General features: G+C 65.1%; 21 protein-coding genes. 2 read left to right on the top strand and 19 right to left on the bottom strand.

The annotated features are described in order from the left end of the window. Nucleotides 1-30 precede the first annotated feature (30 nt). From LV28_RS46355 to LV28_RS46310, 10 genes are all read right to left on the bottom strand, one after another. Nucleotides 31-1,638: a carboxyl transferase domain-containing protein gene (locus LV28_RS46355; protein ID WP_023597904.1), complete on the bottom strand. Its 1,608-nt coding sequence runs from the start codon at nucleotides 1,636-1,638 to the stop codon at nucleotides 31-33. Nucleotides 1,639-1,724: 86 nt separating this feature from the next. After that, nucleotides 1,725-2,147 carry a YchJ family protein gene (locus LV28_RS46350; protein ID WP_038619565.1) on the bottom strand — a complete coding sequence of 141 codons (423 nt, stop codon included), beginning with the start codon at nucleotides 2,145-2,147 and terminating at the stop codon, nucleotides 1,725-1,727. A 20-nt stretch (nucleotides 2,148-2,167) separates the two neighbouring features. After that, nucleotides 2,168-2,773: a 2-hydroxychromene-2-carboxylate isomerase gene (locus LV28_RS46345; RefSeq protein ID WP_023872904.1), complete on the bottom strand. Its 606-nt coding sequence runs from the start codon at nucleotides 2,771-2,773 to the stop codon at nucleotides 2,168-2,170. A 164-nt stretch (nucleotides 2,774-2,937) separates the two neighbouring features. Then, a complete protein-coding gene (locus LV28_RS46340; RefSeq protein ID WP_038619569.1) occupies nucleotides 2,938-3,615 on the bottom strand; it encodes an SDR family oxidoreductase in 678 nt (225 codons plus the stop codon). Nucleotides 3,616-3,658: 43 nt separating this feature from the next. Continuing rightward, on the bottom strand, nucleotides 3,659-4,843 hold the full coding sequence (locus LV28_RS46335) for an acetyl-CoA C-acetyltransferase (protein WP_038619571.1): 1,185 nt from the start codon (nucleotides 4,841-4,843) through the stop codon (nucleotides 3,659-3,661). A gap of 157 nt (nucleotides 4,844-5,000) precedes the next feature. Continuing rightward, complete coding sequence (can, locus tag LV28_RS46330) at nucleotides 5,001-5,681, bottom strand: carbonate dehydratase (protein ID WP_023597899.1); 681 nt, start codon at nucleotides 5,679-5,681, stop codon at nucleotides 5,001-5,003. Nucleotides 5,682-5,729: 48 nt separating this feature from the next. After that, complete coding sequence (gene aceK / locus LV28_RS46325) at nucleotides 5,730-7,535, bottom strand: bifunctional isocitrate dehydrogenase kinase/phosphatase (RefSeq protein ID WP_023597898.1); 1,806 nt, start codon at nucleotides 7,533-7,535, stop codon at nucleotides 5,730-5,732. A gap of 105 nt (nucleotides 7,536-7,640) precedes the next feature. Beyond that, entirely contained in the window at nucleotides 7,641-8,822 is a 1,182-nt protein-coding gene (locus LV28_RS46320) for an isovaleryl-CoA dehydrogenase (protein ID WP_038619574.1), read from the bottom strand. Between the two features lie 124 nt (nucleotides 8,823-8,946). Continuing rightward, nucleotides 8,947-9,432, bottom strand: coding sequence for a PaaI family thioesterase (locus LV28_RS46315; RefSeq protein ID WP_048806503.1), 486 nt, complete (start codon nucleotides 9,430-9,432; stop codon nucleotides 8,947-8,949). A 216-nt stretch (nucleotides 9,433-9,648) separates the two neighbouring features. Further along, nucleotides 9,649-10,083, bottom strand: coding sequence for a MerR family transcriptional regulator (locus tag LV28_RS46310; protein WP_023597895.1), 435 nt, complete (start codon nucleotides 10,081-10,083; stop codon nucleotides 9,649-9,651). 129 nt (nucleotides 10,084-10,212) lie between these two features. Between LV28_RS46310 and LV28_RS46305 the strand changes: the two genes are divergently transcribed. Then, a complete protein-coding gene (locus LV28_RS46305; protein ID WP_023597894.1) occupies nucleotides 10,213-11,295 on the top strand; it encodes an MBL fold metallo-hydrolase in 1,083 nt (360 codons plus the stop codon). An 81-nt stretch (nucleotides 11,296-11,376) separates the two neighbouring features. Here LV28_RS46305 and LV28_RS46300 read toward each other — a convergent pair whose 3' ends face one another. From LV28_RS46300 to argS, 6 genes are all read right to left on the bottom strand, one after another. Next, entirely contained in the window at nucleotides 11,377-12,696 is a 1,320-nt protein-coding gene (locus LV28_RS46300) for an MFS transporter (RefSeq protein ID WP_023872910.1), read from the bottom strand. Nucleotides 12,697-12,937: 241 nt separating this feature from the next. Next, the gene (locus LV28_RS46295; protein ID WP_038619577.1) at nucleotides 12,938-13,540 is read right to left on the bottom strand and encodes a hypothetical protein; all 603 of its coding nucleotides are present in this window, start codon (nucleotides 13,538-13,540) and stop codon (nucleotides 12,938-12,940) included. Between the two features lie 194 nt (nucleotides 13,541-13,734). Then, a complete protein-coding gene (locus LV28_RS46290; protein WP_023872913.1) occupies nucleotides 13,735-14,634 on the bottom strand; it encodes an SDR family oxidoreductase in 900 nt (299 codons plus the stop codon). A 46-nt stretch (nucleotides 14,635-14,680) separates the two neighbouring features. Next, nucleotides 14,681-15,382, bottom strand: coding sequence for a thiol:disulfide interchange protein DsbA/DsbL (locus tag LV28_RS46285; RefSeq protein WP_023597890.1), 702 nt, complete (start codon nucleotides 15,380-15,382; stop codon nucleotides 14,681-14,683). 266 nt (nucleotides 15,383-15,648) lie between these two features. Then, nucleotides 15,649-16,338, bottom strand: coding sequence for an SPOR domain-containing protein (locus LV28_RS46280; RefSeq protein WP_023597889.1), 690 nt, complete (start codon nucleotides 16,336-16,338; stop codon nucleotides 15,649-15,651). Between the two features lie 61 nt (nucleotides 16,339-16,399). After that, nucleotides 16,400-18,163, bottom strand: a complete 1,764-nt coding sequence (gene argS / locus LV28_RS46275) for an arginine--tRNA ligase (protein ID WP_023597888.1) — start codon at nucleotides 18,161-18,163, stop codon at nucleotides 16,400-16,402. Nucleotides 18,164-18,324: 161 nt separating this feature from the next. Between argS and LV28_RS46270 the strand changes: the two genes are divergently transcribed. After that, nucleotides 18,325-18,651: a DUF1840 domain-containing protein gene (locus LV28_RS46270; protein ID WP_023597887.1), complete on the top strand. Its 327-nt coding sequence runs from the start codon at nucleotides 18,325-18,327 to the stop codon at nucleotides 18,649-18,651. Nucleotides 18,652-18,858: 207 nt separating this feature from the next. On the opposite strand, the gene LV28_RS46265 is transcribed toward LV28_RS46270, so the two are convergent. The 3 genes from LV28_RS46265 to metH all read right to left on the bottom strand — a co-directional run bounded on the left by LV28_RS46265 (nucleotide 18,859) and on the right by metH (nucleotide 23,034). Continuing rightward, nucleotides 18,859-19,182, bottom strand: coding sequence for a hypothetical protein (locus tag LV28_RS46265; protein WP_038619580.1), 324 nt, complete (start codon nucleotides 19,180-19,182; stop codon nucleotides 18,859-18,861). A 144-nt stretch (nucleotides 19,183-19,326) separates the two neighbouring features. Next, nucleotides 19,327-20,037, bottom strand: coding sequence for an MgtC/SapB family protein (locus tag LV28_RS46260; protein WP_023872915.1), 711 nt, complete (start codon nucleotides 20,035-20,037; stop codon nucleotides 19,327-19,329). Between the two features lie 264 nt (nucleotides 20,038-20,301). After that, nucleotides 20,302-23,034, bottom strand: a complete 2,733-nt coding sequence (metH, locus tag LV28_RS46255) for a methionine synthase (protein WP_081326972.1) — start codon at nucleotides 23,032-23,034, stop codon at nucleotides 20,302-20,304. Nucleotides 23,035-23,044 lie beyond the last annotated feature (10 nt).

Genomic DNA, 23,044 nt, shown 5'->3' with positions numbered 1-23,044 from the left:
TCGAGTGGCCGGGCGTGTCGATCGGGGCGATTACATGCGGAACAGGCCGAAGCGCGAATCCGGAATCGGCGCGTTCAGCGAGGCCGACAGGCCCAGTCCGAGCACCGTGCGCGTATCGGCCGGGTCGATCACGCCGTCGTCCCACAGGCGGGCGCTTGCGTAATACGGGTGCCCCTGACGCTCGTACTGGTCGCGGATCGGTTGCTTGAAGGCGTCTTCCTCCTCGGCGCTCCATTGACCGCCCTTGGCTTCGATGCCGTCGCGCTTGACCGTGGCGAGCACCGACGCGGCCTGCTCGCCGCCCATCACCGAGATACGGGCGTTCGGCCACATCCACAGGAAGCGGGGCGAGTATGCGCGACCGCACATGCCATAGTTGCCCGCACCGAACGAGCCACCGATGATCACGGTGAATTTCGGCACGTTGGCCGTGGCCACGGCCGTCACCATCTTGGCGCCGTGCTTGGCGATGCCTTCGTTCTCGTACTTGCGACCGACCATGAAGCCCGTGATGTTCTGCAGGAAGATCAGCGGGATCTTGCGCTGGCAGCAAAGCTCGATGAAGTGCGCGCCTTTCTGCGCCGACTCCGAGAACAGAATGCCGTTGTTCGCCACGATGCCGACCGGGTAGCCCCAAAGATGCGCGAAGCCGCACACGAGCGTGGTGCCGTAGCGTGCCTTGAACTCGTCGAACTCGGAGCCGTCGACCAGACGCGCGATCACTTCGCGCACGTCGAACGGCTTCTTCGTATCGGCGGGAATCACGCCGTACAGCTCGCGTGCGTCGTACTTCGGCTCGACCGGGGGGCGCACGGCGACGGTCGCGGGTTTGCGCCGGTTCAGGTTCGCCGCGATGTTGCGCGCGATGGCGAGCGCATGCGCGTCGTTCTGGGCGAAATGATCGGCCACACCCGACAGGCGTGTGTGCACGTCGGCGCCGCCGAGGTCTTCCGCACTCACTTCCTCGCCGGTGGCGGCTTTCACCAGCGGCGGGCCGCCGAGGAAAATCGTGCCCTGTTCCTTGACGATGATCGACTCGTCGCTCATGGCGGGCACGTATGCGCCACCTGCCGTGCACGAGCCCATTACCACGGCGATCTGCGGAATGCCCTTCGCGGACATTTGCGCCTGGTTGTAGAAGATGCGTCCGAAGTGATCGCGATCGGGAAACACATCGTCCTGGTTCGGCAGGTTGGCGCCGCCCGAGTCGACCAGATAGATGCAGGGCAGATGATTCTGCTCGGCGATCTCCTGCGCGCGCAGGTGCTTCTTGACCGTCATCGGGTAATAGGTGCCGCCCTTGACCGTGGCGTCGTTGCACACGATCACGCATTCCTGGCCCGACACGCGGCCGATGCCGGTGATCACGCCCGCGCCCGGGGCGTCGTCGTGATACATGCCGATGGCGGCGAGCTGCGAGAGCTCGAGAAACGGCGAGCCCGGATCGAGCAGTTGTTGAACGCGCTCGCGCGGCAGCAGCTTGCCGCGGGCGATGTGCTTCTTGCGCGCGGCCTCGCCGCCGCCACCGGCCAGTTGCGCGATACGCGCGCGCAGGTCGTCGACCAGGGTCTGCATCGTGGCCGCGTTGCGTGCAAAGTCTTCGCCGCGCGGGTTGAGTTTGCTCTCGAGAATCGGCATGTGACGAAATCCGGTGGAGGGTGAGTTGTCGTGAATTGCGTGGCCTGGGCGATGCGAACCGTCGCGCGGACGGTTCGCGCGCGTCGTCAGTCGTACAGGTCGCCGTCGACGTAACGCCAGCGTCCGTCGTCGGTGCGCTCGAAGCGGCTGCGCTCGTGCAACCGGTGCGCGCGGCCGCCGACCTTGTAGCGGGCGACGAATTCGACTTCAGCGTGCGCGTCGTCGCGTTGCAGGTGCGCCTTGACCTGGAGGCCAAGCCATTGGGGGGCGTCGTCGAACTCGAGCGAGGCGGGGCGCGTGCGCACCGCCCAGGTGTCGAGCAGATACGCCGCGTCGTGGCGCACGAATGCCGTGTAGCGCGAGCGCATCAGCGCCTCGGCCGTGGGCGCGAGGTCGCCTCGTTCGAGATAGCGTGCGCAACAGTCTTCGAACGCGAGACCGCCGCAGGGGCAGGCTTCGCGTCCGGTGTCCTGTGTCGTGTTGTCGCGCGACGGTTGGGGTCTTGCCATGATGTTGTCTTGCCTTGTTGTCAGAGCTTGCCGTGCTTCAGGCAGGCCTCGACCTGTGCGAAGCGGTCGAACCCCCAGAACGGCTCGCCGTCCACGATGACGAACGGCGAACCGAACACGCCGCGCGCCATCGCCAGGTCGATCTCGGCCTTGAGATGATCCTTCGCCGCCGGGGAATGCATGCCCGCGTCGAGTGCCGCGCCGTCGATGCCCAGCGACTCGCCGATCCGCACCAGTTCCGCCGGATCGCCGATGTTCACGTCGTCGACGTACAACGCCGTGAAGATCGACTTGGCAAACTCCGCGGACAGGTCGCCGCCGCGATGGTCCTGCACCCAAAGCACGGCGCGCTCGGCCGCCTGGGTGGGAATCGGGAAATGCGTCGGGCGCTTGTATGGAATCTTGTGAAAGCGAGCGGTGCGCTCCACATCGTGCCGCAGATACTCGGTCTTGATCGGATGCTGCACCGGCGCCCCCGTACCGTTCACCTTGTAGACGATGTCGAGCAGGATCGGATGCCACGCGACACCGCGCCCGTTCTTCGAGGCGATGTCATCGATGCAGGTGCTCGCAAAATACCCATACGGGGATGCGAAGTCGAAATAAAAGTCGATAGCGGACGTCATGCTGGCTCCCGTTCCGAGTGACGTTTCTGGCCCGCGAATCAAAAGATACGGCGGTGTGGCACCACTGATACATACAGCTTGTTATTCGGTTGTGCGCCGGGCCATGTTCGCCCGGTCGCCACCCATCGATGTTCCGTCGATGCAATCCTTGCCGCTCGCCCGGCTTACCAGGCGAGCGCGTTGCCGTCGTAGTTGAAGAAGCCGCCGTTGTGCGTGGCGCGCTCGCCCGGTGCACGGGCGAGTACGCGGCGCATGCCGGCGACGCTCGTCTGCACGTCGATATCGGCGTGCTCGCCGCCCATGTCCGTGCGCACCCAGCCGGGGTGCATGGCCACGCATGTGGCGCGCTGTGCTTCGAGCGACGTCGCCTTCACGATCGAATTCACGGCCGCCTTGCTGGCGCGATACAGCCAGCTGCCGTTCGATTCCATGAGCGCCATGCTGCCCATGCGACTCGACAGGAAACCGAAGGCGCCGCCGGCCGCCTCGACCAGCGGAAGCACGAGCGGCGCGGCATGCATGGCGCCGAGCACGTTCGTGTGAAACACGCGGTCGAATTCCGCCGTCGTAACCGGCGCGAGGCCCGTGGTGCGCTCGGAATTCACGCCCGCGTTGTAGACCGCAACGTCGAGTGCCACGCCGTCCAGTTGCCAGGACAGGCCGGAGATCGATTCGATACGCGTGACGTCGAGCCTGAGCGGCTCGGCGCCGAGTTCGCGCAGGGCCGCCAGTCCGTCGTCGTTGCGGGCGGTGGCGAACACGCGCCAGCCGTCTTCCCGGTATTGCCGCACGAACTCCATGCCGATGCCGCGCGAGGCGCCGATGATGAGTGCTGTTTTCATGAAGAGTGGGTTCCGAAGAGGCTTGAGAGACCCGTCACCGGGCTCAGACGAGTTCGACGGCCATCGCCGTCGCTTCGCCGCCACCGATGCACAGGCTGGCCACGCCGCGCTTGCCGCCGGTCTTGCGCAACGCGCCGATCAGCGTCACGAGAATGCGCGCACCGGACGCGCCGATGGGGTGGCCGAGCGCACACGCGCCGCCATGAATGTTGACCGTCTCGTGCGGCAGGTCGAACTCGTGCATCGCGGCCATCGTGACGACGGCGAAGGCTTCGTTGATTTCGTACAGATCGACGTCGTTCGCCGACCAGCCGGTCTTCTCGAAGAGCTTGCGCATCGCACCGACCGGTGCGGTGGTGAACAGGCCCGGTGCCTGGGCGAACGTGCTGTGTCCGGCGATGCGCGCGAGCGGCGCGAGTCCGAGACGTTTGGCCGTCGACTCGCGCATGAGCACCAGCGCGGCGGCGCCGTCGGAGATCGAGGACGAATTCGCGGCCGTGACCGTGCCGTCCTTGCGGAATGCCGCCTTGAGCGTGGGAATCTTCTCGGGGTTGGCCTTGAACGGTTGTTCGTCCTGGTCGACGACGGTGTCGCCCTTGCGGCCGGGTACCGTGACGGGTGTGATCTCCCACGCGAACGAGCCGTCCTTCGTGGCGTTTTGCGCACGCTCGAGTGAGGCGATCGCGAACGCGTCCTGCGCTTCGCGGGTAAAGGCGTAGCGGTCGGCGCATTCTTCGGCGAAGGTCCCCATCAGACGCCCCTTGTCGTAGGCGTCTTCCAGACCGTCGAAGAACATGTGATCGATGACCTGGCCGTGACCCATGCGCATGCCTGCGCGCGCCTTGGGCAACAGGTACGGCGCATTGCTCATGCTCTCCATACCGCCCGCGACGATCACGTCGACGCTGCCGGCCACGAGCATGTCGTGCGCGAACATCGCGGCGCGCATGCCCGAACCGCACATCTTGTTGACCGTGGTGGCGCCGGCCGCAAGCGGCAGACCGGCGCCGAGCGTGGCCTGACGCGCCGGGGCCTGGCCCTGCCCGGCGGGCAGCACGCATCCCATGACGACTTCGTCGACCTGCTCAGGCTTGAGGCCGGCACGCTCGACGGCCGCGCGAATGGCGGCGGCACCGAGTTGCGGGGCGGCGACGTCGCCGAACACCCCTTGCAGGCCGCCCATCGGCGTGCGGGCGGCGGAAACGATGACGATCGGGTCCTGTTGCATGGCAATCTCCTGTAATCGGTGGCGGCCCCGGCGAGCCCGCCTCGCGGCGGATTCAGCGGCACCGGAATATCCAATGCTTCAATCGCTCCGTCGTCCACGCGCCCGATCGCGGAACATCCCCGGGCGAGTCCGGCGTGCGCCGGACAGCGTCCGCCGTTCAGGCGCGCGGTTGACGTAATTCGGCCATCGCGGCCACGCAGCGGTCATAGATCCGCGGCAGGCTCTCGAGGCTGTTGACGGACATGCGCAGGTCCCGCACCAGCCCGTCGCGCAGGCCGTACACCCAGCCATGCACCGTCACCGGCTGATTGCGTGCCCAGGCGTCGCGCAGTACCGTCGTATGGCAAATGTTGACGACCTGTTCGATGGCATTGAGCTCGCACAGGCGGTCGTGGCGCGCGTCGCGCGAGGGCAGCGCGTCGATCTGGTCGACGTGGCGCTCGTAGACGTCGCGCACGTGCCGCAGCCAGTTGTCGACCAGGCCCATCCTCTCGCCGTCGAGTGCCGCGCCCACGCCACCGCAGCCGTAGTGGCCGACTACCATGATGTGGCGAACCTTCAGCACCTCGACCGCGAACTGCAACACCGACAGGCAGTTGAGATCGCTGTGGACCACCACGTTGGCGATATTGCGGTGCACGAATACCTCGCCCGGCGCCAGGCCCGTGATCTGGTTCGCGGGCACGCGCGAGTCGGAGCAGCCGATCCAGAGATATTCGGGGGCCTGTTGCCTGGACAGCCGCTCGAAGAACGCGGGGTCTTCCGCGTTCACGCCGGCAACCCAGGCGCGGTTGTTGTCGAGCAGGTGGATGAGAGGCTGGTCTTTGTCTTCGGTCATGATCGTGTCATCCGGCGGGCGTGTCGTGGGCTGGGAGACGTCGGGCGCTCAAGCGGCCACCGCGTGGGGCGGGGCGCTTGCGGCACCGCTCGCGGTGCCGTAGCGATTGACGAAACGCAGCGCGACATCGTACGGATAGAAGTCGTGCATCTGTCCGGCCCGTACCCGGTCCTGAAAGTCCTGCCACAGGCGCGGGTCGAAGAAATCCGGATGATGCTGGCTCAGATAGTGACGCACGCGCGTGTCGCCCGTCAGAAACGTTTCGAACGTCTGCGGAAACACGTCGTGCGGGCCTACACGGTACCAGACTTCCCCCGACATCGCCTCTTCTTCGTTACGGGGCTCGGGCACCCGGCGGATGTGGCAATCCGTCAGGTATTCGAGCTCGTCGTAGTCGTAGAAAACCACCCGGCCGTGACGCGTCACGCCGAAATTCTTGTACAGCATGTCTCCCGGAAAGATGTTCGCCGCCATCAGTTCCTTGACCGCGTTGCCATACTCGCGCATGGCGTGATCGACCTGGGCGTCGGTGGCCGTTTGCAGCCAGAGGTTGAGCGGCGTCATGCGGCGCTCGATATAGCAATGGCGAATCACGAGCGCGTCGCCGTCGTATTCGAGCAGCGAGGGTACTTCGGCCTGGAGTTCGGCGAGCAGGGCGTCGTCGAAGCGCGAGAGCGGGAAGGCCACGCTCGAGAACTCCAGCGTGTCGGCCATGCGGCCCACGCGATCATGCTGCTTGACCATCAGGTACTTCGCCTTGACCTGCTCGCGCGTGGTTTCCTTGGGCGGCGCGAAGCGCTCGCGAATCAGCTTGAACACGTACGGATACGACGGCAGCGTGAACACGAGCATCACCAGCCCGCGAATGCCGGGCGCGCTGACGAACTTGTCGCTCGAATGCTTCAGGTGATGCAGGAAGTCGCGGTAGAACAGGTTCTTGCCATGCTTTTGCAGGCCCACGGACGTGTAGATCTCGGCCTTGGGCTTGCCCGGCATGATCGTGCGCAGAAAGTGCACGTAGGCCGACGGCACTTCCATGTCGACCATGAAGTAGGCGTGCGTGAAGCTGAATACCACCCGCAATGCGTCGCGGCGCAGCAGCGCGGCGTCGAGCGCCAGCTTGCCGTTATCGTCGTGCATGATCGAGATGGCCAGCGGCGTGGTCGTGTCGCCGTTCACGATACGGCCGACGATGTAGGCCGCCTTGTTGCGGAAGAACAGCGACGAGAGCACGTGAATCTGGAAATTCGGTGCGGGCTCGAACGCGCCGAGCGTCTCGTCGATGGCGCGCATCACGTAGTCGATGTCGCGCGGCAGATCGGCGAATGCCCGCCGGAGCTGGAAGTTCGTGACGATGCGCGTGAGCGTGGCGACCATCCCGTCCTGCGCCGGGTAGTAGACGCGGTACGTCGGCCTGGCGGCCGGCGCGTCGTTCTCGATGTACTCCGTCGCCACGGCCGGGCGCACGAAGATGAAGCGGTTGTTGAAGTACGAGCGGTGAAGGATCTTGCAGCACACCGAGTTGAAGAACGTCTCGGCCAGTTCGGGTTGACGATGCTCGGTGAGCAGGCCGATGTAGTGCAGCTTCACCTGCTGCCAGACGTCGTCGTCGAGCGACTGGGCGTCGAACTCGTCTTCCAGCGTGACGACGCATTCGCGCACGCGCTCGTCGTAATAGGCGATGCGATCGCGCTGGAGTTTCTGGATGCCCATGAAGTCACCCGCCTCGAAACATGCCTGCGCCGCGACACACACCTCGCGGAAAATGCGGTAATGCTTGTCGAAGCCGTCCAGCATCGTGCGGGCGACGTCGAAAGCAAACTGCGACGACAGGAGTTTCGGGAAGTGATTCATACCGGTCGGGACGGGCGCAGGTGCGTTTTCCTTGCTGTCTGAGTGGATTGTAGCGCCGCTGCCCGCGCCTGGATGTGGGTCGTTTTCCTGTGGTCGTTCGCCTGCTTACATCGTTTCCGCGAACAGTTCGCGGCCGATCAGCATGCGGCGGATCTCGGACGTGCCGGCGCCGATCTCGTAGAGCTTGGCGTCGCGCCACAGGCGGCCGACCGGGTATTCGTTAATGTAGCCGTTGCCGCCCAGGATCTGGATGGCCTCGCCGGCCATCCACGTGGCCTTTTCGGCGGTGTAAAGGATCACGCCCGCGCAGTCCTTGCGCACCTGGCGCACGTGGTCGCTGCCCAGCGAGTCCAGCTGGCGGCCCACGGCATAAAGGTACGCCCGGCTGGCCTGCAGGATCGTATACATGTCGGCGACCTTGCCCTGAATGAGCTGGAATTCACCGATCGACTGGCCGAACTGCTTGCGGTCGTGGATATACGGCACGACCACGTCCATGGCTGCCTGCATGATCCCCAGCGGACCGCCGGCGAGCACGGCGCGCTCGTAGTCCAGCCCGCTCATGAGCACCTTCACGCCGCCGCCGACCTGGCCCAGCACGTTCTCCTCGGGCACTTCCACGTTCTCGAACACCAGCTCGCCCGTGTGCGAGCCGCGCATGCCGAGCTTGTCGAGCTTTTGCGCCACGGAGAAGCCCTTCATGCCCTTTTCGACGAGGAAGGCCGTCATGCCGCGTGCGCCCGCTTCCGGATCGGTCTTGCCATAGACGACCAGCGTGTCGCAGTCAGGGCCGTTGGTGATCCACATCTTGGTGCCGTTGAGCACATAGCGGTCGCCGCGCTTCTCGGCACGCAGCTTCATGCTCACGACATCCGAGCCGGCATTGGGCTCGCTCATCGCCAGCGCGCCGACGTGTTCGCCGGACACCAGCTTCGGCAGGTACTTCTCCTTCTGTGCGGGCGTGCCGTTGCGATGGATCTGGTTGACGCACAGGTTCGAATGCGCGCCGTACGACAGGCCGATCGAGGCCGACGCGCGCGAGATCTCCTCCATCGCGATCATGTGCGCCAGGTAGCCCATGTTCGCGCCGCCGTACTGCTCCGAGACGGTCATGCCGAGCACGCCGAGATCGCCCATCTTGCGCCACAGATCCATCGGGAACTGGTCGGTGCGGTCGACTTCGGCGGCGCGCGGCGCGATTTCCTTCGCGGCGAAGTTCGCCACCGATTCGCGCAGCATGTCGAGGTCTTCGCCAAGCATGAAGTTGAGGCCGGGCAACAGGGTCATGACACAGTCTCCAGAGGGTGGCGCGTGGCGGCTCGCCCGCGCGCGTGTTCGATAAGGCTTCGAAATCGTTGAGTGGGTCGCTTCGATTGCGTCGACGGCGCAATGGCGTGCGCGCGAGCGTGGCTCAGCGCGCTGCGACGGGCACCTTGGCCGCCGGGTTCGCGGGCAGCGGGAACAGCGTTTGCTGCATCAGTGCGCAAAGCGTCCACTGGCCATCGTCGATGACGAACAGTTCGGCGGTGGTGACGATGAGCGAGCGTCCGGCTTTGACGACCTGACCGCGTCCGATCAGTGTATCCCCCCTGCCGGGCGCCAGAATGTTCAATTTGTATTCGGCCGTGACCAGCTCCTGCTCCGGCGACAGGCGCGTGTAGCCCGCGTAGCCGCCCGCCGAATCGGCGATGGCGCCGATGACCCCGCCATGAAAGAAGCCATGCTGCTGATTGACCTTGTCCGAGAAGGGCAACGTGATCTCGCAGTGACCGTCAGCCAGGTGCGAAAGCCGCGCGCCCCAATGCGTCATGACGCCCTGTTGGTCGAAACTCGCGCGGATTTTCGCGGCGACGACGTCGTCGAGCGGTGCGGCGTGGGAGACAGGGACGTTTGCCATGATCGGAAGGGGCGCGTCGAAAGGGCCAGGGTACCAGGTTCGAAGATACTACTTTACGTTTACGTAAACGTAAAGTAAGGGGTTTCCTGAGGGTGTCGTGACTTCGGTATGGCCGCCCTGCGACTGGCCTGGCGCTTCGGGCGATGTCCGCCATCGTGACGTTGGCGGGCCTTGCGTGACGGACGGCGCCGGGCGCCGCCGTCGGAGGGGATCGATTCAGTGAGCGACGCTCGCCTTGCCGCGCCGGGCCGGTGTCGCGGGCACCGTCTCGCCCGCGGCTTCGAGTAGCGCGAGACACTGGGCTTCGTGCTGCGAGACTTCGTCGAGCGTGGCGTGAAGGTCTTCGAGTTGCTGCTCGAGTACCTCGCGATGCTGCGCAAGGGTGTCCAGGAACACTTTGAGTTGCGGCACCGTATCCTTGGGCGATTCGTAAAGATCGAGAATCGTCTTGATTTCCGAGAGCGTGAGCCCGAGGCGTTTGCCGCGAAGCGTGAGCTTCAGGCGTGTGCGATCCTGCCCGGTGTAGACGCGATGGCGTCCGCCGGGGCCCTCCCGGGCGGGCGTGAGCAGCCCCTGATCCTCGTAGAAACGGATCGCGCGGGGCGTAATGTCGAACTCGCGGGCGAGATCGGTGATCGTGTATGTGAGCATCGGGTTAAGCGGGTGCTTACCATTGCAGATAGAATTGCCGTTTACGTTAGCGTCAACTTGAACCGTATGCAATCGGTGACGGCGTCAACCCCACAACAAGAGAACAAGCCCCTCTGGAGCGTGGCCCCCGTGAATGCCCTCGAACAACAACTGAACTATCCTCTCGGTGACTTTCTGCCTGACGGCGGCACGGTGCACGAAGTGGTGCCCGGCGTATTCTGGGTGCGCATGCCGCTGCCGTTCGTGCTCGATCACATCAACCTGTGGTTGCTGCGCGACGAAGTCGATGGCGTGAAAGGCTGGACCATCGTCGATTGCGGCATTACCCATCCGCAGATCAAAGCCTATTGGGAGCAGGTGTTCGACAGCGCGCTCGGCGGCGAGCCGGTGTTGCGCGTGGTGGTCACGCACTGTCATCCGGATCACCTGGGGCTTGCGCACTGGATCTGCAAGGGCGGCGACAAGGCCCGTTGGGACGCCCGTCTCGCCATGTCGCTGGGCGACTACGCATGGGGGCGTCTCATGTCGGAAGGCGACAACAACAACGCGGCGAACGCCGGCGGCGAATTCGCGGTGGCCCACTTCATTGCGCACGGGCTGGCCGACGAACGGATGATCGATCAGATCCGCAACCGCAAGACCTACTTCAGCGATCTCGTGCCGGAGGTGCCCTCGCGCTTCTACCGTCTGCGCGATGGCGGCACGCTGCGCATTGGCGGCAGCGACTGGCGGCTGATCGCCGGCTATGGACATTCACCCGAGCACATGGCGCTGTACTCGGCGCAGCACAACGTACTGATCTCCGGCGACATGGTGTTGCCGCGCATTTCGACCAACGTGAGTGTGTTCGACATCGAGCCGGAAGCGAATTCGCTGCAACTGTTCCTCGACTCGCTCGGTGTCTATCTCGAACTCCCCGCCGATTGCCTGGTGCTGCCCTCGCACGGCAGGCCATTTACCGGATTGCACACGCGCATCCGCCAATTGCGCGACCACCACGCGGCGCGATTGCAGGAAGTGCGCGACGCCTGCGCGCGTGCGCCGCAAAGCGCCGGTGACATCGTCCCGATCATGTTCCACCGCAAGCTCGATGCGCACCAGACGACGTTCGCCATGGGTGAAGCGCTCGCGCACCTTCACCTGCTGTGGCACGCGGGTGAACTCCGGCGCGCGCGTGACGAGAAGGGCGTCTGGCGCTTCAGCCCGGTCTGATTACCGCGCCGAGTCGAAAGCAAAAACGCCCCGCAGGCCGAAGCCCGCGGGGCGTTTTTGCCTGGTGTGACGCCGTCGGTGTCAGGCGTGTTGTGCCGCCGTCGGCAGGTGCCGTCCGTCGCGGCCGAGCAGGCCGTAGGTCACCAGGCTGATCGCCACGGTGAGCAGAATGTAATACGCGGGCGCGAGCGGATTCTGTGTCGCCTTGATCATGTACGTGATCCAGAACGGGGCAAGGCCACCGAACAGCATCACCGAGACGTTGTACAGAATCGACACGCCCGTCGAGCGCACGCCCACCGGGAACACTTCCGTGACGGCCGTCGGGAACGCACCCCATACGAAACCCATGCACACGGCAGGCAGAATCTGGGCAAGCAGAAGGTTGCCCATCGATGGCGCGTTATGCAGGCGCGTGAACATCCAGAACGACGTCAGGCCGTAGAGCAGCACGAACATCAGAATGAGCGGCTTGCGGCCCACGCGATCCGAGATCCAGCCGGTCAGCGGGCACAGTGCCGCGATGAGCATGGCGGCGACGAACGTCGACAGGCTGGCGGCGCCCTGAGTCAGGCCGAGTTGCTTGACGGCATAGATCGGCGTGTAGATGAGCGTGACATAGAACGACGTGGTTGCGGCCACGGTCAGGCCGAAGCCCGCGATGAGCGACCGGTAATGCTTCGAGAACACGTCGGCGAGCGGCGTGCGGCGCGTTGGCTCGCGTGCGGCGGCATATGCCAGGAATTCCGGCGACTCGGTCATGCGGCGACGAATGTAAAAGCCGACCGGCCCGATCAGAATCCCGAACAGGAACGGCAGACGCCAGCCCCACGATTCAAGGGCTTCTTTCGTGAGGCCCGTGTTGAGCACATAGGCGCACAGCCCGGCGAGCGCCACGGCCAGCGCCTGCGAGCACATCTGGAAGCTGCCGTAGAAGCCGCGCAGGTGCGGCGGAGAAAACTCGATGAGCATGGCGGTCGAGCCGCCGAATTCCCCGCCGGCCGAGAAGCCCTGGATCACGCGCGCGAGCAGGATCAGCAGTGGCGCCGCGAAGCCAATGGTCGCGTATGTCGGCGCGATACCGATGAGCCCCGTGCCCAGCGCCATGAGCAGCACCATGACCGAGAGGGCGGACTTGCGGCCGGCGCGGTCGGCATACAAACCGAACGCCACGCCGCCAATGGGACGGAAGAAGAACGCCACGCCGAGCGAGGCCACGCTCGCAAGCAGCGAGTTCGTGTCGTTTTCCGCGGGGAAGAACAGCTTCGCGATGACAACGGCGAACAGCCCGTACACCGTGAAGTCGAACCATTCGAATGCATTGCCCAGCGTGGACCCGATCACTGCCTTGCGTCGCAGTGCAGGATCGATGACCGGCGCGCCGGTGGGGGTTGTCTGCATGTGCCTCTCCTGCGTGGTAGGGCCTGCCGCAGTCGGATCGGTACACGGCCCATGGGCCGTCGACACGCGTCCGCTCTTTGGCGGCAATGCCGGTTTAACGTCGTGTATACCTCGTGCCAGTTGCACGCCCACTCTAGCGCAGGTTTGGAATGCACCACAACGGGTCAAAAATACCGCGGGATCTTGCGTCGAACAGCGGATTTTCCGCATGGAACGCCGGGACGGTGACGAACCTGAAGCTTTACCGTCGTTTCCGATGTCCTTTCCAGCGATAGTGCCGCTGGTCGACCCAGTCCCACGCGCCGGTGTACGGGTCGAACACGTAGCCGCCCTGATGCTCCGTGGTGTAGCACCCGCCCTTTTGCCGGTAGCAGCGCTCGCGCAGAAAGTGGGCGGCGTCGCGCGAACTGCGCGGCAGCGGCGGGGGCACCACGACGTACGGCGGGCTCAGCGGGGCGACTACCACAGGGGGCGGGGCGATGATGGTGGGGGCCGGCGTGACGATGCGCGGCGGCGGTGTCACGATCAGGGGCGCGGGCGCGACAGCGGCAGGCGGCGGGCCCACGTAGACGCCCGGTGGGCCAAATACTTGCCAGTTGCCGGCATCCAGTGCCGCACATCCGGCAAGCACCGGAAGGCTCGCGAGACATGCGAGCCATGCGAGGCGGTCGCGCGTACGGCAGCGCTTGCCGAGGTCCGCCTGCATCGCCGCATACCCATGCGGGACGGTGTTCGAGATGGCGCAAATACTGGCGGTGACGTGCCAAAGCGGTCCGGACGGGATGAGGGCGACGCCGCGCGGGGGGCAAGCGCGCGATGCGTCTTGCAGAGACAGGGCGTTCATGTGACATCGCGGGGTGGACGGAGCGAGGCACTCTAACGCGCAATGCCCGGTATCCCGATCGGTCGCGGCGCTTTTTGGGGGATGTCCGAATGGGATCTCGGAGCGAAGGGCGCACCGGATGAAGCGGTGAACCCAATGAAGCCGAGGAAGCAGGGCGCACCGGGATGGCGCGCCCATGCTCGGGGCGCGTCGTCCTAAGGCGTGTCGGACATCTTGCCTGTCGAGTCGTCCTTCGCGTTTTTCACGCCCTTCCCGGTCTTCTCGGCCTGCGAGGCGTCCGCCTGGAGCACCTCGGCCTCGCGCGCCTGACGTTGCGACAGCGTCGGCTTGCGCGGCGCCCGCGCGAAGAGCCTGTCATAGAGCCAGCGCGGCAGACGCCGCATCGCGCAGGCCACGATACCCATCTGCCAGGGCAGCACAACGAAGCGCTTGCCGCGTGCAATCGCCGCCGCGGCTTTTCGCGCGAACTTGTCCGCATCCATCAGGAAGGGCATCGGGAACGGGTTGCCGTCGGTCATCGGCGTACGGATGTAGCCCGGCGCGATCGTGACCACCGCGACCTTGTCGGCCCGCAGTTCGACGCGCAGGCTCTCCAGATAGGTCATCGCCGCCGCTTTCGAGGCGCTGTACGCACCATGACCCGGCAGACCGCGCACTCCCGCCACGCTGCCGATTCCCACGAGCGTGCCGCGCTTGCGCGCGCGCATGGGCGCCACGAACGGGCTGAAGGTGGCGACCATGGCCATCCAGTTGGTGTCCATGACGGACGCGAAATGCGGCAGATCCGCCGCATCTTCCGTATTCACGCCGTGGCTGATGCCCGCATTCGCAATGACGATATCCGGCACCCCGTGGCGCGCCATGAAGTCGCCCGCCGCCGCCCGCAGTGCCAGCGCATCGCGCACGTCGACAGCGTAGCAATGCACGGCGTGCGGATGCGGCAGCGTGGCTGCCAGATCGGCGAGCTTGTCGCCGCGTCGGCCGACCAGTCCGAGAATGGCGCCCTGCGCCGCGTAATGACGGGCGAGCGCCTCGCCCAACCCGCTCGAGGCGCCGGTGATGAAGACCTTCGGTGATGTCGTATGTGTGGCCATGTAACGCAAAAGCCCGGCCGGAGCCGGGCTTTGTCGGTGGCGAAGCTTACATCTTCTTCGCGCGGATCTGATTGATGATCGAGTCGGCCGTCTTCAGCGCCGCGTCGAACGTTTGCTGCTCGGTGGTCGCCGGCTTGCCGGCCTTTTGCAATGCGTCGCCCGAGGTTGCCGGCGAAACGAGATACTTGCCCTGGATCGCGATCGTCGGCACGCCGTCGATCTTGTAGTCCTGCCACGTCTTGTTGGCGATTTCCACGGGCGATTCCTTGCGCGCCATGGCCGGCTTGCCGGCGGCGTCGTACGCGGCGCCGTAGGCGGCCTTGTCGATGCCGAACTTCGAGAGGAAATCGGCCTGCGTATCCTTCGTCAGCAGATAGTTGTGCTTGACGTGGATCTCATTGAAGACCTTCGGCGTGAGCTCGGCTTCCTTGCCCAGCGCGGTCAGCGCGATGAACATGCGCGTATGCGGTTCGAAGCGGCTTTGGAAGGCCACGGGCACGCGCTTGAAAACGACATCCTTGCCTTGCTTCTTGACCCACGCTTCGAGCGACGGCTCCAGCGCATTGCAGTGCGGGCAACCGTACCAGAAGAACTCGGTCACCTCGATCTTGCCCGGGCCCGACGACGTCGGCTGTGCCTGCGGCAACACCAGGTAGTCGGTCCCCGCGACCGGTGCTTCGGGCGACGCCGAGGCCGCACCGGAGAGGAAACCGAAAGAAATCAGAACGGCACCAAGAAGTTTTTTCATGATCGTTATTGAGGAGTGAGGCGGACGCTCCCGCCATCGTTGGCGTGGCATTCCCGCGAAACCATATCCCGAAGTCAGGCAATTGAATCGCCAGTGCGTATGACAGTCGATGCACTGCCGGGTTCAACACGCCGCCGACGCCGGTTCCCCCGAATAATGCAGGGTTTTTCAACATCCTGCTCAGCCGACGGGAGATCGAACGGTGCAATGGGAAGAGACACAAAAGGCGTTGCCCTTTCGGTGCAACGCCTTTTGCCACGGGGCGCTTACTGCTTCGTGAAGCGAATCACCGCCGTGTCGTAGCCGCCGTCCTGCAACCGCTGACGCACGTGATTCATCTCGTCGAGCTTGCCGTACGGACCGAGGCGCACGCGATAGAGCGTGAGACCGTTCGCATCGCGCTGCGTGACCTTCGCCTCGAAGCCCGAGAGGGCCAGCTTGGCGCGCAGTTGCTCCGCGTCGCTTTGCGACTTGAACGCACCGACCTGCAGGTAGTAACCGGTGTTGGCGTTATCGGTCGCGCTCGCGGGCGGCGTGGTCGGCGGAGCGACGGGCACCGTCGACTTGCCGCTGAGGATATCCGCCGGTGACGGCTTCGTGTGGGCGGGCGACGTGGTCGGTGCGGTGGGCGAGGAGGCCACCGGCGGCGTGGTCGGCTCCACTGGCGTGCCCGGCACGAGCGGGGAGGTGGCCTGCGAGGACGGCTCCGTTGCCGCGGGCCCCGAAGCGGCGCCCGGTAGCGGCGTGCGCGGCTGCAATGACTTGTTCGGATCCGGCGCCTGGGCGGCCGGCGAATTCTCGGCGGGGCGCGGTGGCGTCTTTTCGACGAACGGGGTCGGCGTCTTCGTGATGTAGAGCGCGACGACGACGGCAACGGCCAGCCCGACGATCAGGCCGAGCACGATGCCCAGGAAAGTACCGCCCCGCTGGCGGGGTGGTCGACGTTTGTTTGCCATCGAGTCGATTCCGTCCTTACAGAGTTCCGATGCGATTGCCGTTCGGAGTGGGTTGGAAAGCTTACATCTTGGCCGGAGCGGACACGCCCAGCACGGCAAGACCGTTGCGCAGCACCTGACGCGTGGCCGCCAGCAACGCGAGTCGCGCATGCTTGACGGTTTCGTCGTCGACCAGCACGCGATCGGCGTTGTAGAACGAATGGAACGCGCTCGCCAGATCCCGCAGATAGAAGGCCACGGCGTGCGGCGCAAGTTCCTCGGCGGCGCGCGTGAGCATGTCCGGATACTCGGCCAGCAGTTGCAGCAGCGCGAGTGCGCGTTCGCTGTCGAGTGGCGCGAGGTCGGCATGCGCGAGTTGCGCTTCGTCGCCACCCCATTGCGTGAGGATCGAGCAGATGCGGGCGTGCGCATACTGCACGTAGTACACGGGGTTCTCGTCGTTCTGCTTGAGCGCGAGGTCCACGTCGAACACGAATTCGGTATCGGCCTTGCGCGAGATCAGGAAGAAGCGCACGGCGTCGCGGCCACGGCGCAGCGCGTCTTCACGCTGAACCGGGTCCGTGACCGGCGTTTCGGCCGTGATGCCGCCCGACCATTCGATGAGGTCGCGCACGGTCACGTAGCTGCCCGCGCGCTTGGAGATCTTCACCTCTTCGCCGTTGCGCATGACGGTGACCATCTTGTGCAGCACGTAGTCGGGATAGCCCTTCGGAATGCCAATGCCCAGCGCCTGCAGGCCGGCCCGTACGCGGGCGATGGTGCCGTGGTGGTCCGAGCCCTGCACGTTGATGACCTGGTGGAAGCCGCGCTCCCACTTGCGCGTGTGATAGGCGACGTCCGGCACGAAATACGTATAGGTGCCGTCGGACTTGCGCATCACGCGGTCCTTGTCGTCGCCGTAATCGGTCGTGCGCAGCCACAGCGCGCCTTCCTGTTCGTACGTCACTCCGGCGTCGACGAGCGCCTGCACCGTGCGCTCGACGCTGCCGTCCGCGTACAGCGACGATTCGAGGTAGTACTGATCGAAGATCACGCCGAATGTCTGCAGATCGATATCCTGCTCGCGACGCAGGTACGCCACGGCGAATGCGCGGATCGAGTCGATGTCCTCGATGTCGCCGCTGCCGGTGACGGGGGCGCCGTCGGATGCCTGGACGGTCTTGCGCGCGAGGAAGTCCTGCGCGATGTCGCCAATGTAGTCGCCGTTGTAGGCCGACTCGGGCCACTGGGCGTCGCCCGGCTTCAGGCCGCGGGCGCGGGCCTGCACCGACGTGGCGAGCGTCTGGATCTGCACACCCGCATCGTTGTAATAGAACTCGCGATGCACCGGGCGGCCCTGCGTGTCCAGCAGCGCCGAGATCGTGTCGCCGAGCGCGGCCTGCCGCCCGTGACCCACGTGCAGCGGACCGGTCGGATTGGCCGAGACGAACTCCACGAGCACCGGGGCGGCATTGCCTTCGACGGCGCGTCGGCCGAAGGTCGCGCCTTCGGTCAGGATCGCTCGGGCGACCGACTGCTTGGCCGTGTTGGCCAGACGCAGGTTGATGAAGCCGGGACCGGCGATCTCGACGGCGTCGACCAGACCCCCGGCGCGGGCGTCGGCGAGGATCGCGTCGGCGATCTTCTGCGCCAGTTCGCGCGGGTTGGCGCGCAGCGGCTTGGCGAGCTGCATCGCCACGTTGCAGGACAGGTCGCCGTGCGCGGCGACTTTCGGGCGTTCGAGCGAGATCGTGGGCGCGGCGGGCGCGGTACCGTCCGCGGGCATCAGGCCGGCGACGACATCGCCGATCAGCGCGACGAGAGCATTCTTTTGTGCGGGTAGCATTGGCGGGTGTTTCGGGGGCGACCGGACGTGTCCGGACAGGCAATTGAATCGTCAGCACCGGATTTTAACAGGTGTATGATGAAGTCACGGTACCCGCCGGTCCCCTCGTTGCGTGACATGTCGGGGACGGGGGTGGTGATAACTCGAACAGGGAGACAACCATGCTGGTAACGTTCAAGTCGCACGCCTCGCCAAATATCACGATGCTGGAAAATCTGGCGCAGTATTTGCTGGGAATCGTCGGCAAACAGGTGGGCGTAAGGGGCGCGATCGGCGACGACGAAACGGACGCCGCCGTCAAGAAGCTCGAAGCCGCCATTGCCGAAGACAAGGCCGTGGAACAGAAGCAGAACGAAGGGAAGAAGTCCGAAGAGCGCGACGAGAACGATCGCGTTCGTCTGGCGCAACGCGCCTATCCGCTGCTCAACATGCTGCGCGAAGCCAAGAACGAAGGCTGTGCGGTGACGTGGGAGACGAGCGAGCGCTAAGCCGTCGGAATGTGCCCCGGCACATCGGGCGCGAAGCCGGTTGTGTTCGACGTGTTTCGGACAGAAAAAAGCAAGAAGACACAAAAAAGCAGGCCGCAAAACGCGGACCTGCTTTTTTTGTGTCGATGCCAGGAAGGGGCCGCCCCGGGCGAGGGGGAGGGTCTGAGCAGTGGCGGCACCGCTTCCCGCGGGCAGACCTGGCGCGGATTACTGCGCCTTGCCCGGCGCGTTGTCCGGCGCGTTGGTGCTGCCGTTGCCGGTGTTGCCGTTGTTCGGCATCTTCTTGGTGCTGTGACGCGGCTTTTGCGTCTTCGACGTCGGGTGCGGGTTCGACGGCGTCATGGTCTGGGCGCCGGGCGTGGGGGTCTGCGGCGAAGTCGGCGAGGCCTGGCTGGGCATCGGCACCGAAGGATCGGTCGTCGTGCCGCCGCCGGGGCCGGCCGCGCCGCCGCCTGCGGAGCCTTGGGCGAAACTCAGCGCCGAAGCGCCGGCGAGGGTCAGGGCGGCAACGGAAATAATCAGCTTCTTCATCAGATGGACTCCTTTGCTTTGCGCTGCACACCTAAGGAAAGTCTGTCGTGCAGGCATCACTTGCGTCAGTGAGATTCCAGTCTAAGAAAGCGCATCCGATGGTGCTGTAAGCCTTTGTAATGGTTTGTAATTCGGCTTTTTCAGTTAGTCATCCGAACGACTCGACCAGAACACCTGATTCACGCCGGGCAGCGTCTCGAGGTGATCGGTCAGCGCGTCGAGTTCGCCGGCCTTGACGGCGGTCGGCAGAAGCAGTGCCTCGATTTCGACTTCGGACTCGCCGAACGGGTGGATGTCCAGCGCACGCACCGGATAGTTCGAGGCTTCGAGCCATGCTTCGACCTTGTCGAGCACATCGCGCTGGACGGTGCGCGCGCAGATGACCGACAGCGCGTAGGTCGCTTCGGACGTGGCTTCGTTGATCGGCGCGCGGTTGATACGGTTGACAACCGGTCGCAGCAGCGTGTTGGCCGCGAGCACGAAGGCCGCGACCACGACCGCTTCGACGATCAGGCTCGCGCCCGCGGCGGCGCCCACGGCCGCCGAGCCCCACAGCGTGGCCGCCGTGTTCAGGCCGCGCACGGACGCGCCGTCTTTCATGATGGCGCCCGCGCCGAGGAAGCCCACCCCCGAGACGACGTAGGCGATCACGCGTGTGTCGCCGGGCATGAGCCGCATCGACAGGTCGACGAAGGCGGCGGCGCCCACGGCGACCAGCACGTTGGTGCGCAGGCCTGCCGTTCGCTGGCGGACTTGCCGCTCCACGCCGATGATCGTGCCGAGCACGAAGGCCACGAACAGGGAGATCGTCGTGTTGAGCAGCGGCAGGAGCTGGAAATTCTGGAGGCTTTGCAGTGCGTGCATGGTACGTCTCGGTCGGCGCCGGCAGGAGAGGGAAGTCGGAACAAGCGCAAGCGCAGGTCCAGGCGCGCTCGGGCGCGCAAGGCCTGCGCGTCGTGCACAACAGGGGCACAACAGGGAACAGCAGGGCACCACGGGCCATCGCGCAGAGGAAAGCGGCGACCCGAGGGGCCGCCGCAATTATGCCTTCAGTTCGTGACGAAATGCGTTACGGCAGGCGCGGGGGCATGCGAGAGGACATGGGTTCCGCGATCTTGGTCACGACAGTTGCGGCGCGAGCAGACGTCGTGCCGTCGCCTCGTCCACGCCCGTGCGTTCCATGAAGTCTTCGACCTGATCGGGGCCGATCTTGCCGACGCTGAAGTACGTGCTGTCCGGGTGCGACAGGTAGAAGCCGGATACGCTCGCCGCGGGCAACATGGCCAACGATTCCGTCACGCTCATGCCGATTTCGTGCGCCTGGAGGTAGTGGAACATCGGCCCCTTCACCGAGTGCTCCGGACACGCCGGGTATCCCGGTGCCGGACGAATGCCGACGTATTGCTCCTTGATGAGGGCGTTGTTGTCGAGTTGTTCGTCGCTCGCGTAGCCCCAGAAGTCGCGTCGCACGCGGGCGTGCATGCATTCGGCGAAGGCTTCGGCCAGACGATCCGCCAGCGCCTTGAGCATGATCGCGCTGTAGTCGTCGTGGGTGGCGAGGAACCCCGCCTCCCTGGCGTCCACGCCAAGGCCCGCCGTCACGGCGAACACGCCGATGTAGTCGGCCACGCCGCTGTCTTTCGGCGCGATGAAGTCGGCCAGCGAACGGTTCGGGCGGCGCACGCCGTCGACCACCGGGCGCTCGCTTTGCTGGCGCAGGTTATGCCACGTGAACGCGACCTCCGTGCGAGATTCGTCGGTATAGATCTCGATGTCGTCGTCATTCACCACGTTCGCGGGCAGCATGGCGATCACGCCGTTGGCGGTGAGCCAGCGACCCTTGATCAGGCGATCGAGCATGTCCTTGCCGTCGGCGAACACGCGCTGCGCCGATTCGCCGACGATCTCGTCGTTCAGAATCGCGGGGAACGGTCCGGCGAGATCCCACGTCTGGAAGAAGGGGCCCCAATCGATGAAGTCGGCCAGCTCGGCGAGGTCGTAATTCTTGAACACGCGCCGGCCGATGAACTTGGGCCTGGGCGGCACGTAGGACGACCAGTCGACCTTGAACTTGTTCTCGCGCGCGGTGGCGAGCGACACCATCGGCGTGGCCTTGCGGTTGGCGTGTTGGGCGCGCACGCGTTCGTAATCCGTCTTCACCTCTTCCAGGTACCGCTCGGCGGCGTCGTCGGAGAGCAGGTTCGAGGCCACCGAGACCGAACGCGAGGCGTCGGGCACGTAGATCACCGGGCCGTCATAATTCGGCGCGATCTTCACGGCCGTATGCACGCGCGAGGTCGTCGCACCGCCGATGAGCAACGGGATGTTGCGCAGGCGGAAATAGTCGTCGCGCTGCATTTCCGAGGCCACATAGGCCATTTCCTCGAGACTGGGCGTGATGAGGCCCGACAGGCCGATGATGTCGGCGCCTTCTTCCTTCGCCTTGGCGAGGATTTCGGCGCACGGCACCATCACGCCCATGTTGACGACCTCGAAGTTGTTGCACTGGAGCACCACCGTCACGATGTTCTTGCCGATATCGTGCACGTCGCCCTTGACCGTGGCGATCACGATCTTGCCTTTGGAGCGCACGTCTTCGCCGGCGGCCGCCATGCGTGCCTTTTCTTCCTCGATGAACGGCACCAGATGCGCGACGGCCTGCTTCATCACGCGCGCGCTCTTCACGACCTGCGGCAGGAACATCTTGCCCGCGCCGAACAGATCGCCCACGACGTTCATGCCGTCCATGAGCGGGCCTTCGATGACCTGAATCGGACGTCCGCCCGCCGCGGCGATCTTCTGGCGCACTTCCTCGGTGTCTTCCACGATGAACGTGGTGATGCCGTGCACCAGCGCGTGCGACAGGCGCGCCTCGACCGGCTGGTTGCGCCACTCCAGGTTTTCCTCGCGCTTTTGCGCCCCGCCCTTGAAGCGGTCGGCGATTTCCAGCAGACGCTCGGTGCTGTCGTCGCGCCGGTTGAGTACCACGTCTTCCACGCGCTCGCGCAGCTCGGGATCGAGATTCTCGTACACGCCGAGCTGGCCGGCGTTGACGATGCCCATGTCCATGCCCGCCTGAATCGCGTGGTACAGGAACACGGTGTGGATTGCCTCTCGAACGATGTCGTTGCCGCGGAACGAGAACGACACGTTCGACACGCCGCCGCTGATCTTCGCGCCGGGCAGGTGCTGCTTGATCCAGCGCGTGGCGTTGATGAAGTCGACCGCGTAGTTGTTGTGTTCCTCGATGCCGGTGGCAACCGCGAAGATGTTCGGATCGAAGATGATGTCCTCGGGAGGGAAGCCGACTTCGTCGACGAGTACGCGGTAGCTGCGCTCGCAGATCTCGATCTTGCGCTGGTAGGTATCGGCCTGCCCCTGTTCGTCGAAGGCCATGACCACGGCCGCGGCGCCATAACGACGGATGCGTTTGGCGTGCTGCACGAACGCGTCCCTGCCTTCCTTGAGCGAGATCGAGTTGACGATTGCCTTGCCCTGCACGCACTTCAGGCCCGCCTCGATCACTTCCCACTTCGACGAATCGATCATGATCGGCACGCGCGCGATGTCCGGCTCGGAGGCGATCAGGTTCATGAAGCGAACCATCGCCGCCTTCGAGTCGAGCATGGCCTCGTCCATGTTGATGTCGATGACCTGCGCGCCGTTCTCGACCTGCTGGCGGGCGACCGCGAGCGCTTCGTCGAATTGGCCGTTCAGAATCATGCGCGCGAACGCTTTCGAGCCCGTGACATTGGTGCGCTCGCCAACGTTGACGAACAGCGTGCCTTCACCGATGTTGAAAGGCTCGAGGCCGGACAGGCGCATCGGCGGTACGAGGGACGTTTGGCTCATGGGGCGGATC

Origin of the sequence: Pandoraea pnomenusa, from assembly GCF_000767615.3 — a bacterium.
Classification (GTDB): Bacteria; Pseudomonadota; Gammaproteobacteria; order Burkholderiales; family Burkholderiaceae; genus Pandoraea; species Pandoraea pnomenusa.
Note: the sequence above shows the minus strand (reverse complement) of the source record. Positions and strands in the feature narration are given on the sequence as shown.

Excerpts from the sequence above, each read along its gene's own strand:
- LV28_RS46355 (WP_023597904.1), bottom strand. The coding sequence starts at position 1,638 with ATGCCGATTCTCGAGAGCAAACTCAACCCGCGCGGCGAAGACTTTGCA.
- LV28_RS46350 (WP_038619565.1), bottom strand. The coding sequence starts at position 2,147 with ATGGCAAGACCCCAACCGTCGCGCGACAACACGACACAGGACACCGGA.
- LV28_RS46345 (WP_023872904.1), bottom strand. The coding sequence starts at position 2,773 with ATGACGTCCGCTATCGACTTTTATTTCGACTTCGCATCCCCGTATGGG.
- LV28_RS46340 (WP_038619569.1), bottom strand. The coding sequence starts at position 3,615 with ATGAAAACAGCACTCATCATCGGCGCCTCGCGCGGCATCGGCATGGAG.
- LV28_RS46335 (WP_038619571.1), bottom strand. The coding sequence starts at position 4,843 with ATGCAACAGGACCCGATCGTCATCGTTTCCGCCGCCCGCACGCCGATG.
- can (WP_023597899.1), bottom strand. The coding sequence starts at position 5,681 with ATGACCGAAGACAAAGACCAGCCTCTCATCCACCTGCTCGACAACAAC.
- aceK (WP_023597898.1), bottom strand. The coding sequence starts at position 7,535 with ATGAATCACTTCCCGAAACTCCTGTCGTCGCAGTTTGCTTTCGACGTC.
- LV28_RS46320 (WP_038619574.1), bottom strand. The coding sequence starts at position 8,822 with ATGACCCTGTTGCCCGGCCTCAACTTCATGCTTGGCGAAGACCTCGAC.
- LV28_RS46315 (WP_048806503.1), bottom strand. The coding sequence starts at position 9,432 with ATGGCAAACGTCCCTGTCTCCCACGCCGCACCGCTCGACGACGTCGTC.
- LV28_RS46310 (WP_023597895.1), bottom strand. The coding sequence starts at position 10,083 with ATGCTCACATACACGATCACCGATCTCGCCCGCGAGTTCGACATTACG.
- LV28_RS46300 (WP_023872910.1), bottom strand. The coding sequence starts at position 12,696 with ATGCAGACAACCCCCACCGGCGCGCCGGTCATCGATCCTGCACTGCGA.
- LV28_RS46295 (WP_038619577.1), bottom strand. The coding sequence starts at position 13,540 with ATGAACGCCCTGTCTCTGCAAGACGCATCGCGCGCTTGCCCCCCGCGC.
- LV28_RS46290 (WP_023872913.1), bottom strand. The coding sequence starts at position 14,634 with ATGGCCACACATACGACATCACCGAAGGTCTTCATCACCGGCGCCTCG.
- LV28_RS46285 (WP_023597890.1), bottom strand. The coding sequence starts at position 15,382 with ATGAAAAAACTTCTTGGTGCCGTTCTGATTTCTTTCGGTTTCCTCTCC.
- LV28_RS46280 (WP_023597889.1), bottom strand. The coding sequence starts at position 16,338 with ATGGCAAACAAACGTCGACCACCCCGCCAGCGGGGCGGTACTTTCCTG.
- argS (WP_023597888.1), bottom strand. The coding sequence starts at position 18,163 with ATGCTACCCGCACAAAAGAATGCTCTCGTCGCGCTGATCGGCGATGTC.
- LV28_RS46270 (WP_023597887.1), top strand. The coding sequence starts at position 18,325 with ATGCTGGTAACGTTCAAGTCGCACGCCTCGCCAAATATCACGATGCTG.
- LV28_RS46265 (WP_038619580.1), bottom strand. The coding sequence starts at position 19,182 with ATGAAGAAGCTGATTATTTCCGTTGCCGCCCTGACCCTCGCCGGCGCT.
- metH (WP_081326972.1), bottom strand. The coding sequence starts at position 23,034 with ATGAGCCAAACGTCCCTCGTACCGCCGATGCGCCTGTCCGGCCTCGAG.